Annotated in this window: 11 protein-coding genes; 4 read left to right on the top strand and 7 right to left on the bottom strand. The window is 66.0% G+C overall.

All coding sequences use genetic code 11. The annotated features are described in order from the left end of the window. Positions 1–156 precede the first annotated feature (156 nt). The 4 genes from ctrA to NED98_RS12655 all read right to left on the bottom strand — a co-directional run bounded on the left by ctrA (position 157) and on the right by NED98_RS12655 (position 4,711). Entirely contained in the window at positions 157–852 is a 696-nt protein-coding gene (gene ctrA / locus NED98_RS12670) for a response regulator transcription factor CtrA (RefSeq protein WP_179510893.1), read from the bottom strand. Between the two features lie 220 nt (positions 853–1,072). Beyond that, a complete protein-coding gene (gene aguB, locus NED98_RS12665) occupies positions 1,073–1,921 on the bottom strand; it encodes an N-carbamoylputrescine amidase (protein ID WP_265313249.1) in 849 nt (282 codons plus the stop codon). A gap of 178 nt (positions 1,922–2,099) precedes the next feature. Next, positions 2,100–3,065 (bottom strand): agmatine deiminase family protein, encoded by a 966-nt coding sequence (locus tag NED98_RS12660; RefSeq protein ID WP_265313248.1) that lies wholly within the window; start codon positions 3,063–3,065, stop codon positions 2,100–2,102. Further along, the gene (locus tag NED98_RS12655; protein ID WP_265313247.1) at positions 3,062–4,711 is read right to left on the bottom strand and encodes a M28 family metallopeptidase; all 1,650 of its coding nucleotides are present in this window, start codon (positions 4,709–4,711) and stop codon (positions 3,062–3,064) included. Before NED98_RS12655 ends, NED98_RS12660 begins: the two co-directional genes overlap by 4 nt. 146 nt (positions 4,712–4,857) lie before the next feature. Between NED98_RS12655 and dapB the strand changes: the two genes are divergently transcribed. The 3 genes from dapB to NED98_RS12640 all read left to right on the top strand — a co-directional run bounded on the left by dapB (position 4,858) and on the right by NED98_RS12640 (position 7,037). After that, complete coding sequence (dapB, locus tag NED98_RS12650; protein WP_179510897.1) at positions 4,858–5,586, top strand: 4-hydroxy-tetrahydrodipicolinate reductase; 729 nt, start codon at positions 4,858–4,860, stop codon at positions 5,584–5,586. Beyond that, positions 5,583–6,248, top strand: a complete 666-nt coding sequence (nth, locus tag NED98_RS12645; protein WP_265313246.1) for an endonuclease III — start codon at positions 5,583–5,585, stop codon at positions 6,246–6,248. The genes dapB and nth overlap by 4 nt, the downstream gene beginning before the upstream one ends. 306 nt (positions 6,249–6,554) lie before the next feature. Further along, on the top strand, positions 6,555–7,037 hold the full coding sequence (locus NED98_RS12640; RefSeq protein WP_265313245.1) for an SMI1/KNR4 family protein: 483 nt from the start codon (positions 6,555–6,557) through the stop codon (positions 7,035–7,037). Between the two features lie 818 nt (positions 7,038–7,855). Here the strand turns inward: NED98_RS12640 and NED98_RS12635 are convergent. Both NED98_RS12635 and NED98_RS12630 read right to left on the bottom strand, forming a co-directional pair. Beyond that, positions 7,856–9,043, bottom strand: coding sequence for an acyl-CoA dehydrogenase family protein (locus NED98_RS12635; protein ID WP_265313244.1), 1,188 nt, complete (start codon positions 9,041–9,043; stop codon positions 7,856–7,858). Continuing rightward, positions 9,040–10,080, bottom strand: a complete 1,041-nt coding sequence (locus NED98_RS12630) for an acyl-CoA dehydrogenase family protein (RefSeq protein WP_265313243.1) — start codon at positions 10,078–10,080, stop codon at positions 9,040–9,042. The genes NED98_RS12635 and NED98_RS12630 overlap by 4 nt, the downstream gene beginning before the upstream one ends. Before the next feature lie 95 nt (positions 10,081–10,175). Here NED98_RS12630 and budC point away from each other — a divergent pair, with 95 nt between their 5' ends. After that, on the top strand, positions 10,176–10,943 hold the full coding sequence (gene budC, locus NED98_RS12625) for a meso-2,3-butanediol dehydrogenase (protein WP_265313242.1): 768 nt from the start codon (positions 10,176–10,178) through the stop codon (positions 10,941–10,943). Between the two features lie 81 nt (positions 10,944–11,024). Here budC and NED98_RS12620 read toward each other — a convergent pair whose 3' ends face one another. After that, positions 11,025–11,783 carry a 3'-5' exonuclease gene (locus NED98_RS12620; protein ID WP_218850045.1) on the bottom strand — a complete coding sequence of 253 codons (759 nt, stop codon included), beginning with the start codon at positions 11,781–11,783 and terminating at the stop codon, positions 11,025–11,027. Between the last annotated feature and the right edge of the window lie 3 nt (positions 11,784–11,786).

Here is an 11,786-nt window from a genome sequence, read left to right as displayed (position 1 = left end):
GAGCTTGTCGAAGGGCTGCCCTTCTTCCTCGAAAGAAAAGGGCAGGGCTTCGACAAGCTCGGCCCGAACGGGATGGCTTTCGATAACTCCCAGAATCAAGCGGCCGCGGCACCCCCCGATGCCGCGGCCGCCTCCCGGTAGCGATACAGGTGCTGGTCAGGCGACCTGTGCCGTCTCCTCCGGTTCACGCAATACATAGCCGCGTCCCCAGACGGTTTCGATATAATTCTCACCGTCGCACGCGAGGCTCAGTTTCTTGCGCAATTTGCAGATGAACACGTCGATGATCTTGAGTTCGGGCTCGTCCATCCCACCATAGAGATGGTTGAGGAACATTTCCTTGGTCAGCGTCGTGCCCTTGCGGAGCGACAGCAGCTCCAGCATCGCATATTCCTTGCCGGTGAGGTGGACCCGCGCGCTATCGACTTCCACCGTCTTGGCATCAAGGTTGACGGCGAGTTTGCCGGTTTTGATAACCGATTGCGAATGGCCCTTCGAGCGGCGCACGACCGCGTGGATGCGGGCGATCAGCTCCTCGCGGTGGAACGGCTTGGTGACATAATCGTCGGCGCCGAAGCCGAACGAGCGCACCTTCGAATCCATCTCGCCAATGCCCGAAAGGATCAGCACCGGGGTGGTGACCCGGGCGACGCGCAGCCGCTTCAACACGTCGTAACCGTGCATATCCGGCAGGTTCAGGTCGAGCAGGATGATATCGTAATCATAGAGCTTGCCGAGGTCCAAACCCTCTTCGCCCAGATCGGTCGAATAGACGTTGAAGCCTTCCGCGCTCAGCATGAGTTCGATGGCTCGGGCCGTTGTGGGCTCGTCCTCGATCAGCAAAACTCGCATCTGCAATCCCCCATCCGAGACTGCGATCCGCCCCCATTTTTAGGATCGCATTCAGAATCATTAACCAAATACGGTCTGAACGCAAAAGGTTAATTTCGTCTTAAGCCAGGGATTCCGGCGAGTCGCGCGCGATGCAATACGGCGAATCGGGCAAATTATGCGGTGATGGGGAGAAATATGCGCTTGAACCGTTGCGCTATGGTAAAGACCCCCGCCGCGGCTAAATGTCCTGCACTAACCGTCCGTAGAGCTCCGGCCGCCGATCGCGGAAGAAGCCGAAGGCGGCGCGGTGGCGCTTCACGCGATCGATGTCGAGCGTCGCGGTGATCACGCCCTCCTCGGTGCGGTCGAGCTCGGCGAGGATGTCGCCGCGCTCGTCGCAGATGAAGCTGGTGCCGTAGAAGGTCTGGCCGTGCTCGGTGCCGACGCGATTGGCGGCGACGACCGGCACGACGTTCGACACCGCATGGCCGACCATCGCGCGGCGCCACAGCCGCGCGGTATCGAGCCCCTCGTCATGCGGCTCGCTGCCGATCGCGGTGGGATAGAACAGCAGTTCGGCGCCCATCAGCATCATCGCGCGCGCGGTTTCGGGATACCATTGGTCCCAGCAGATCCCGACGCCGATCTTCGCCGCCGGGCCGTTCCACACCTTGAACCCGGTGTTGCCGGGGCGGAAATAGAATTTCTCCTCATAGCCCGGACCGTCGGGGATATGGCTCTTGCGATAGACCCCGGCGACCTTGCCGTCGGGATCGACCATCGCCAGGCTGTTGTAATGATGCGGCCCGTCCGCCTCGAAGAAGCTGGTCGGGATCCATACTTTGAGCTCGGCGGCGAGCGCCTGCATCGCGGCGACCGCGCGATGCTCGCCGACCGGCTTGGCGCGGGTGAACAGCCCCTCGTCCTCAACGCGGCAGAAATATTCGCCCTCGAACAATTCGGGCGGCAGGATCACCTGCGCCCCCTTCGTCGCTGCCTCGCGGACAAGGCGGGAAACATTGGCGATATTGCCCTCCAGATCGTCGGAGAAGGCAAGCTGCAGCGCGGCGACGGTGATCTCGGTCATGCGCGCGCATGTAGGGGATAAGCGCTGGCGAGCCAATGGCGTGCGATGCTCCCCTCCCTGGTGAAGGGAGGGGGCTGAGAGCGGGTGGGCATAAGGCGCGCGGGCCGGATCTTCGCAGGCCAACCCACGCCCGACGCCTCCCTTGTTCAAGGGAGGGGAGTGAAGAAAAGGGTGACGGTTACCCCGGTATCTGCTGGCTGATGCAGTGGAAGCTGCCCCCGCCGGTGAGGATCGCATCGGCGCGCAGCCCGACCACCTCATGCTGCGGGAAGATCGCCTGGATCGCCTGCACCGCCGCCTGATCGTTCGCCGCGCCGTAGAGCGGCACGACCACGCTGGCATTGCCGATGTAGAAGTTCATATAGCTCGCCGGCACAATCTCGTCGTCGCGGATCACGCGGCCGGGGGAGGGGATCGGCACCACCGCCAGCCCGAACGCCTCGGCGCGCGCCGCGGCCTGCTGATAGACCTGCCAGTTGGGATCATTGTCCGCCGCGACCGGGATCGCCAGCCGCCCCTCGCCGACGAACCGCGCGAGATTGTCGACATGCCCGTCGGTATGATCGTTGAGCAGCCCGTCGCCGAGCCACAGCACGCGATCATAGCCGAGGTCGCGCTGGAGCCGCTCCTCGATCTCGGCCTTGCCGATATGGCCGTTGCGATTGGGGTTGAGCACGCATTGCTCGGTGGTGACGACCAGCCCGGCGCCGTCGCCGTCGAGCGCGCCGCCCTCGAGCACCCAATCGCATGGGACGATGCTCTTCTTCGCGCGGCGGGCGAGCCGTGCGCCGATATCGTCGTCGCCGGGCAGGTCATATTTGCCGCCCCAGCCGTTGAACGCGAAATCCCGCGCGGTGCCGTCGCCGGTCAGGATCACCGCGGTATCGCGCAGCCAGATATCGCCGAACCGCTCGACGACGACCTCGGCGAACGGCGCGAGTCTGGTCGCGGCGACACCCGCCTCGGCATCGGCGGCGACCAGCAGCACCTTCTCGCCGCGCCCGTCGGCATGCACCGCCTTGGCGAAGGCGGCGACTTCGGCGCGCGCCTCGTCGAGGTCCTCCTGCCACAGCTCGGCGTGCGACGGGAAACCGATCCACACCGCCTTGTGGTGCGCCCATTCGGGGGGAGGGGGCAGCGTCACTTCGTGGCCCCCCGCGAGGTGTCGCGGATCGCGCGGAATTCGGCGGTCGGATACCAATTGGGCCATGCGTCGCTGTCGGCCAGCTCGCGCCCGAGCTGATAATAGATCGTCAGATCCTGCACCGCGCCCGACCAGTCCCACTTGGGATCATATTCGTCCTGCGGCTTGTGATAGCGGTGGGCGTTATAATCCTCCGCCGCCGCGCGGCCCGCAGCGACCCCGCCGTTGACCAGATCCTCGCCGCTTCCCCCCGACAGCATCGGCACGCCGAGCTTGGCGAAGGAGAAATGGTCGGAGCGGTAATAATGGCCCTTCTCCGGGGTCGCTTCGGCCACGATCGCGCGGCCCTGCGCGGCGAGCAGCGGCTTGACCATATCCTCCAGCTCGGACTTGCCCGCGCCGGTGATCTCGAAATCCCTGGTCGCGCCATTGACGTTGAGCACGTCCATATTGACCCCGCCGACCGTCTTGCCGAGCGGGAACACCGGATGCGCCGCATAATAAGCCGAGCCGAGCAGCCCGCTTTCCTCCGCAGTCACCGCGAGAAAGGCGATCGAGCGCCGCGCCGGCCCCGCCTTCGCCTGCACCTCGGCCATCGCGATTAGCCCGGCGACCCCCGAGGCATTGTCGACCGCGCCGTTACAGATCCCGTCGCCGTCGACCGGATCGCAATGCCCGAGGTGATCCCAATGCGCCGAATAGAGCACTGTTTCGCCCGGCGCGCTCTTGCCCGGCAACAGCCCGATCACATTGTGCGAGGCGCTGCGACGGATCCTGTTCGAAAAACTGCCGGAGAATTTCGTCCCCAGCGGCACCGCCCTGAACCCCTTGTGCTTCGCGGCTTCGGACAGCGCCGCGAAATCCTTGCCCGCGGCGGCGAAGATCTCTTTCGCGCGGTCGAGCTGGATCCAGCTGACGATCTCGCTCTGGTCCATATGGTTGTTGGCTTCGTCCAGCTCGTGCTGCGCGCCGGTCCATGACGAGCGCACCACCGCCCAGGGATAGGCGGCCGGCTCGGTATCGTGGACGATGATCGCGGCGGCGGCGCCCTGCCGCGCGGCCTCCTCGAACTTATAGGTCCAGCGCCCGTAATAGGTCATCGCGCGGCCCTCGAACGGGCCGGCGCCGGCGCCGGCCTCTTTGGTCTGCCAATCGGGATCGTTGACCAGGATGACGACGGTTTTGCCCTTCACGTCGACGCCGGCATAATCGTTCCAGCCCTTTTCGGGCGCGTTGATGCCATAGCCGACGAACACCATGTCGCTGGCCTTGAGCGAAATCTTCGGCACGACGCGATAGGTGCCGGCGACGATATCGTCGCGATAGGCGAGCGAGATCGGCTTTTTGCCCCCGATGACGGTGAACGGCGCGATGTCGGTGGCGGTGATCTCCACCATCGGCACGTCCTGGGTCCATTTGCCGTTATTGCCCGGCTGGAGCCCGGCGGCCTTCATCCGCTCGACGATATAGGCGACGGTCTTTTCCTCTCCGGCGGAGGTCGGCGCGCGGCCCTCATAAGCATCGGAGGACAATTCCTTGGTCACCGTTTTCAGCGTGTCGACCGGGATCGCCGGGGCGGCCGGCTCGGCGAGCGCCGGGGTGGCGAGCGCGGTGGCGAGAAGGAACAGGGACAGGCGACGAGGCATTAAGGGGCTCCGCAATCGGGAAGATGCCGCTGTTTGGCAGCGCCGCGAGCGGGGTGCAAGGCGGCCGGATCGCGCCGATCAGGTGTCGCCCCGCCGCACGATCTGTGTCATGCGCATCGGCGGACGAGGAAGGACGCTGGGAGTATATGACCAAGGTCGGAATCTACGGCAGCGCGGGGCGGATGGGCCGCGCGATCGCGACCATTGCGAATGAGGAAGGCGTGACGGTCGCCGGCGGGGTCGATGCCGGCGGCGACGCGGCGGCGCTGGCGCGCGCGGCCGATGTGCTGGTCGATTTCTCCACCCCCGCGGCGCTCGAGGCGAATCTCGCGGCGGCGGTGGCGGCGGGGACGCCGATCGTGATCGGCACCACCGGGCTGACCCCGGCGCACCACGCGGCGATCGATCGCGCGGCGGAGAGGATCGCGGTGCTCCAGACGGGCAATACCTCGCTCGGCGTCACGCTGCTCGCGGTGCTGGTGCAGGAAGCGGCGCGCCGGCTCGGGCCGGAATGGGATATCGAGATCGCCGAAATGCATCACCGCCACAAGGTCGACGCCCCCTCGGGCACCGCGACCCTGCTGGGCGAGGCGGCGGCGGCGGGGCGCGGCACCACCTTGGGCGAGGTGCGCGTCGACAGCCGCGCGGGGCTGACCGGCGCGCGGAGCGAGGGGACGATCGGCTTCGCCTCGCTGCGCGGCGGATCGGTGGTCGGCGATCATCTGGTGGTGTTCGCGGGCGAGGGCGAGCGGATCGAGCTCGGGCATCGCGGGGAGGATCGCACGATCTTTGCGCGCGGCGCGCTCAAGGCGGCGCTGTGGCTCGCGGGCAAGCCGGCCGGGCGCTATCATATGGCCGAGGTGCTGGGGCTTTGAAGAAGGCGGACATTTTCGAGTTCTACCGCCGGCTCGCCGAGCTCAACCCGCATCCGGAGACCGAGCTCGAATCGGGCAACACCTTCCAGTTGCTCGTCGCGGTGGTGCTGTCGGCGCAGGCGACCGACGTCGGGGTCAACAAGGCGACGCGGCGGCTGTTCGCCGAGGTGACGACCCCCGAGCAAATGGTCGCGCTGGGCGAGGAGGGGCTGAAGCAACACATCAAGACGATCGGGCTGTTCAACACCAAGGCGAAGAATGTCATCGCTTTGTCCGAGGCGCTGATCGCCGAACATGGCAGCGAAGTGCCGGCCGATCGCGACGCGCTGGAGAAACTGCCGGGGGTCGGGCGCAAGACCGCCAATGTCGTGATGAACGTCGCGTTCGGCGCGGAGACCTTCGCGGTCGACACGCATATCTTCCGCGTCGGCAACCGCACCGGGCTCGCCCCGGGCAAGACCCCGCTGGCGGTGGAAAAGAAGCTCGACAAGGAAACCCCGCAGCCGTTCCGCGTCCACGCGCATCACTGGCTGATCCTCCACGGCCGTTACACCTGCAAGGCGCGGACGCCGGAATGCTGGCGGTGTGTCGAGGTGGATCTGTGTGCGTTCAAGCCGAAGACACCGGCGCCGAAGGGGGCGAAGGTGGAGGGTGGGGGCTAGTGGATTGATTCAGACGGATGGTTCCCGCTTCTCTCAGCCGTCATGCCGGGCTTGACCCGGCATCCAGAGTCTCAGGCGGTGTCCTTTGTGGCTCTGGATGCCGGGTCAAGCCCGGCATGACGGGAAAGGATCCCGGGACTCATCCGTTGTGTTCTCACTACTAGCGGTTGGAGTCTTTCGCACGCGGGTGCGGCAGTTACTGGGTGGATTGTTGACGGTCGGCTTAGCGGTGGGCCCCAGACGAAGAGCGGGCATTGCGATTGGTCAGCGGCGTGATACGGTCTTGCCATCATATAGAGGCTCTCCATGACCCTGGCGCGATTTATCGAGCTCTGGACTTCGACCGATTATCCACCTGAACGTGTGACCGAAGTCGACCTCCGTAACATCGAGCAGCGATTGGATTTTTTGCTGCCCGACGATTACCGCCGAGCCGTTCTGGAAACCGGCCTCCCGCGCCCGACCGTTGCGCTCATGGACGCCATCATTGAACGTCACCTCGAATTGAACTGCCTGGGTGATTTCTATTCCCCAGCTGAGATTATTGAGGAGACGGTAGGCTGGCGCGCGATAGGGATGCCAAAGTCACTGGTGGCTTTTGCAAGTGATGGATGCGGTAACAAGTTTTGCTTCGATACGGACCGCCTGAACAGAGGCGGTCGAGAGGGCCGGGCGATCTGGTTCTACGATCACGACTTCGGGACGGTAGAACAGATCGCCGCGACCTTCGACGATTGGATGGACGCGTTCTGCCAGGTGGAGCCGTGGAGCGACGTTGATCCGACGTAGAGTCGGCGGTTAGGGATGGCATTTTCCAGCGGTTAAAGAGAATCCGCCGTCCGGGACTAACGACTTGGCGTGGGTGGATTTCAGACAGGCAACTGTTGGCCACTGCAAGACGCAGAGTTGACCTTGCCCGAGCCTCGGTTCGGTCGTAATTAACCAAGACAGATAGGGGGAGCAGATTTGCGCCTGTCAGCGATCTTGTCATTTTTCGCGACAGCGATTGCCATTGATGCGCAGGCGAGAGCGCAAGAACTTCAGTGCCTCGCCCCTTTTCCAAAATTGCTCTCGGACGAGGCATTTGCCCGGTATTCCGTTAAGATGCCGTCGCGGCCCTCGAGCGCGCACGTGTCGGACGTGCGGATCGGCGAGGCGCACCTTTATCGCACCGTGATCCGGCGGGCGGTAAAGAGCGGACCTGATTTTGCTGGCCATTATAAAATCGTTCGTATCGGCTGCGGTGCAGCAACGGTCTGCGTAGCGATAGCGGACACGCTGAGCGGAAAAGTTTACTTTCCGCCGGAGATTAAGGCTACGTCCGCGCTACTCGTTGATACGGGAAGTGCGAACGTAAATACCCTTAACTATCGCCCGAATAGCTCTCTCTTGATCGTCATTGGGTTACCCAACGAGGATTCTTCGCGGGCCGGAGCGAGCCATTATATATGGCGTTCCGGAAAATTACATCTTGTCCACTATATTCCTGCGGCCAAGCTCTGTTCCCTCCCACCTTCGACGCGATTCTAAAGGGCAGGTTTTAGGCTGCGCTCTTTGCATCACCAGCGGCGGGAATTGGGGCGCTAACTGCCAACGGCCCGCCCCAATCACCCCGCCCGCACCTCGCGAAACGGGATCGTCCGATCCACCTCCGGCTCCTTCGGCAGCCCCAATACGCGTTCGCCGATGATATTGCGCTGGATCTGATCGGTCCCGCCGCCGATCGAGGTGAAATAGGCATTGAGCGTCAGGAAATTGGCGTCCTCCGCGCGGGGATGCTCCGCGCCTTCGAGCAGGCTTTCAACGCCGAGCAGCAAGGTGCGGACGCGTGCTTCCTCGTGGAGGATGCGGCTCATCGCCAATTTGCCCAGCGACATGATCGAGGATGACGTGCCTTGTTGCAGCTCGGCCTTGGCGCGCTGGGTGTTGAGCCGGTTGAGCACGCGCCACGCGATCGTCTGCGCGAGCTGCTGGCGGATCACCGGATCGTCGAGCTTCCCCGCCTCGCGCGCCAGCCCGATCAGTGCGTGGTCGCCCTTCGGCCCCGCCGCGCCCGATCGCGGCCCGCGCGCTGCATCGCCCATCACCGAGCGTTCATAGGCCAAAGCAGTCTGCAACACGCCCCAGCCGCCGTTCAATGGCCCGAGCAGATTGTCCTCGGGCACGAAGGCATTGTCGATGAACACCTCGTTGAAATGCGCCTCGTCGGTGATCTGGCGCAGCGGGCGCACCTCGACGCCGGGCTGCTTCATCGGCAGGAAGAAGAAGCTGATCCCGCGATGCTTGGGGACATCCCAATCGGTGCGCGCGATCAGCATCCCGTAATCGGCGATCTGCGCGCCGCTGGTCCACACTTTCTGTCCGGAGACGCGCCACCCGCCGTCGACCTTGTCGGCGCGGGTGCGGATCGCGGCGAGATCGCTCCCCGCGCCCGGCTCCGAATAGAGCAGGCACATGCCGACCTCGCCCGCGAGCAATTGCGGGACGATCTCGCGCCGGAAGGCGGGGGTAGCGTGCGCCAGCGCGGTATTGGCCCACAGGTTGCTGCGATCCTGCCCCGCGCCGGGCGCGCCGACTGCGGCGAAGGCGCGCTCGACGATCCGCGCCTGTTCGTCGGCCAGCCCCCGCCCGTAGAAATCGCTCGGCCAGCGCGGTACCGCCCAGCCGGCGTCGCGCACCTTGGCGAGCCATTCGGCGCGCGGATCGCGGCCGAAGCTTTCCTTATGCGTTGCGGTGCCGCGCCAATTGGCGGCGAGCCATGCCTCGACCTCGGTTTTCAGCTGTTCGTCGGTCATGCCTCAACCTCCAGCGCGCGGACGTAACGCTCACGCCAATGATCGCTGTCGCCGTAAAGCTGCGCCGCCGATCGCGCGCGGCGCAGATAGAGATGCGCGGGATGCTCCCAGGTGAAGGCGATCCCGCCGTGCATCTGGATGCCGTCCTTGGCGCAGCGGACGAAGGCGTCGGCGCAGGCGAAGGCGGCAAGTGCGACGCTTTCCGCGCGGGCCGGCGTATCTTCCGCGACCTGGCGCGCAGCGTCGCGCGCGGCGCTGGTCGCGCTTTCCGCCTCGAGCAGCAGATCGGCCGCCATATGTTTGATCGCCTGAAAGCTGCCGATCGCGCGGCCGAACTGGTGGCGCTCGCGGGCGTAATCGACCGTCATGTCGAGGATGCGCCGCGCGCCGCCGGCCTGCTCTCCGGCCAGCCCGATCAAAGCGATATCGCGCGCCGCGGCGATCCGCGTGCCGTCGCCGATCAGCGTCGCCGGGCCGCGGAAGGCGACGTCGGCGAGCCGGCGGGTGCGGTCGAACACCGGGAGCGGGACGATCTCCGCATCTTCGCGCGCGACCGCGAACACCGCATCGTCGAGCGTGACGAGGATCGTGTCGGCGATCGCCGCATCGGGGACGAAACGCGCGGTGCCCGCCAGCCCCGCGCCGTCGCGCCGTACGTCGCCGCGCCCGGTCCAGTCGTCGCGCCCGGCGAAGGCGACCGCGGCGATGCTATAGCCGCCGGCCAAGGCCGCGAGCCGTTCGCCGTCGAGCAACGCCGCGGCGATCGCGGTCGAAAGGAGCGGGGCGGGGAGCAGCGCCGCGCCGGCCGCTTCCATCACCAACTCGAGCTCGATCGCGCCGAGCCCGGCGCCGCCATGTTGCTCGGGGACGGTCAGCCCGACCACCCCCAGATCGGCGAGCGCGCGCCACAAGGCCGCGTCATGCCCGGTCTCGCTCGCCATGATGCGGCGCACGTCGCTTTCGGCGCAGCGGTCGGCGAGCAGCCGGCGGAGCGAGTCGAGCAGCGCCGCGCGTTCGTCTGCCGTCAGTCCCGCCATCGCTTTTCCTCTCCCCGGCGCCGTCTTGTCGGCTGCCCATAACGAAAGTTATGATCGCGCGCGGTGGCAAGTCAACCAAGCGTCGGGAGAGGATGATGCGGTTTGCGAACAAGGTGGCGCTGATCACCGGCGGCGGCTCGGGCATCGGCGCGGCGACCGCGCGGCTACTGGCGCGCGAGGGCGCGGCATTGGTGGTGGTCGATATCGCCGCCGATCATGCGCAGGCCGTGGCAGCGGAGACCGGCGGAATCGCGGTCGAGGCCGATGTCGCGCGCCGCGCCGATGTCGAGCGCGCGGTGGCGGTCGCGGTTGAGCGCCACGGCCGCGTGGATATCCTGTTCAACAATGCCGGTATCGGCTGCATCGGGCGCACCCCCGATCTCGATCCCGAGCAGTGGGAGCGGGTGATCGCGATCGATCTCAATGCGGTGTTCTACGCCTGCCGCGCGGTGATCCCGCATATGCCGAGGCCTGGCGGTGCGATCGTCAACACCGCGTCGATCTCGGGGCTGGCGGGGGATTATGGCTTCAGCGCCTATAATGCCGCCAAGGGTGCGGTGATCAATTACACCCGCACGCTGGCGATCGATCATGCGCGCGAGGGGATCAGGGTCAACGCCTTGTGCCCCGGGCTGATCGCCACTCCGCTGACCGCCGGTGCGGCGGCGCTGCCGGGGCTGGAGCAGGCGTGGCATGCCGCGATCCCGATGGGGCGGGCGGGGACGCCCGAGGAGATGGCCGAGGTGGCGGCGTTCCTTGCCTCCGATGCGGCGTCCTATGTGACGGGATCGGTGATCGTCGCCGACGGCGGGCAGACGGCGTGGACGGGGCAGCCCGATCTGACGCGGTTTCTGCCGGGGTGAGTTGGCCCAAACCACCCTTGTGCTCCCGCGAAGGCGGGAGCCCAGTCTGGGTCCCCGCCTTCGCGGGGATACAAGAAGGGCTTACAGCAGCAATTCCTGACGGTCCGGCCGCCCGACATGCCCACCCCCGCGGCGGCGCGCCATCTCGGTCTCGGCGGTGAAGCGCACATCGGGGTCGCGATCGGTGAGAAAGCCGATCAGGCTTTCCTCCTCGATCTCGCGCCAGTCCTTGCCGCGATCGGGGCCGTAGCGCACCCGCGGGAGCAGCCCCGGCAACCGCGACCATTCGAGCAATTGCTGCACCCCCACTTCGTTGAGCATGTCGCGCAGGTGGAAGGCGGTGACGTAAGCGTCGGGGAAAGCGCGATGCGCGGGCAGCCCGGTTTCGTGGACCAGCCCCTCGGGCTTGCGCCAATAGCGCAGCACCTGATTGGAAAAGCTCGGCGAATCCTGCCACAGCCGCAATGCGCATTTCCACGTGCAGATCCATTCCGCGCCGTGGGTCAGCGCCGAGGTGCAGAACACCTGCTCGAAATCGGCGCGATGCGCGGCGAGCGCGACGCGGCGCGGCCACGGATCGAGCACCGGGCGCGCGACATCGTGCCAGTAAGGCGCGTCGGCGACATCCTCGTCGCGGATATGGTGGATCGCCTGGGTGATCGGGGGCATCAGCCGCCCCGGATTGACGAAGCGGGCGCCGCTGTCGCCCGCGACTTCCCACCGCCCGTCGGCGCCGAGCGTGACGTCCTGCCAACCGATTTCGCACACGCCGTGCTGGGGCGGGGTGGGGCCGGTGGTTTCGAGATCGATGACGCGGATGATGCTGGGGGTGGGGCGCATGAT

Source organism: Sphingomonas lycopersici, assembly GCF_026130605.1.
Lineage (GTDB): Bacteria > Pseudomonadota > Alphaproteobacteria > Sphingomonadales > Sphingomonadaceae > Sphingomonas > Sphingomonas lycopersici.
This window is presented reverse-complemented; position numbering and strand designations above follow the sequence as displayed.